This window comes from Halorubrum sp. Atlit-26R (assembly GCF_003666015.1).
GTDB lineage: Archaea > Halobacteriota > Halobacteria > Halobacteriales > Haloferacaceae > Halorubrum.
This window is the reverse complement of the sequence record NZ_QPLT01000207.1, coordinates 1-736: the sequence shown is the minus strand read 5'-3', so window position 1 is coordinate 736 and position 736 is coordinate 1. Positions and strand designations below refer to the sequence as shown.

The window sequence follows — 736 nt, the reverse complement described above, 5'->3', positions numbered from 1 at the left end:
AAGCGACTCACGGAGACGCTCGTCAACGCGAGCGCGATGGGCGAGGGTGCTCGACGGTCGCTCCCTGAGTCGGTCCTTCTCGACGGAGCGATCGGACTTGTACACTCGCTCGAATACGTGACGGATGCGGAATCGATGGGAGCGCCGGACTATATCCGAACCGTCGAGGAGACGCTTGTCGATGGCTGCGGTGACTGCGAGGACCTCACGTATCTGCTTGTCGGGATGCTTTCGCAGCCGGCGATCGGCTACCGGACCGCGATGGTGATCCTTCCCGGTCACATGCTGGTCGGCGTTCACAGGGACGACCTTCCGGCGGTGTACGCGGACGCGCCCACCCTCCCGGGAGGGACGTACGTCGCAATAGAGTGCACCACGTCTCGCCCGATTGGTGAGTTCAAAGACGAGCCCGTGCTAGCGGTGTACGGCGACGGCGTCGAATACATCGACCAGTCGGCGATCACCGACACGGGTGAGGAGTTCCTCCGAGACCCGACGCAGTTTCAGACGATTGCTGACGCGTCGGCGAAGCGCCCCCACTGACCGGAGCAACCGTGGTCAACAACTCCACCTTACTTCGCTCAGTCTACCGACTTCGCTCGGTGGGGGAGGTTGTTATCCGTGAGCTTAGCCTCGATACGGACGGTTTCAAATATTATATATTAGTATATACAACTATTGATCGGGCTTCTTGTAGTTAGCGTAGCATCTGTAAGTCATGGAATCGGCTATGGTC

General features: G+C 59.2%; 1 pseudogene. It reads left to right on the top strand.

The annotated features are described in order from the left end of the window. Positions 1–543 (top strand): annotated as a pseudogene (locus DVK07_RS20160) (hypothetical protein); the annotation flags it as partial. Positions 544–736: the final 193 nt, after the last annotated feature.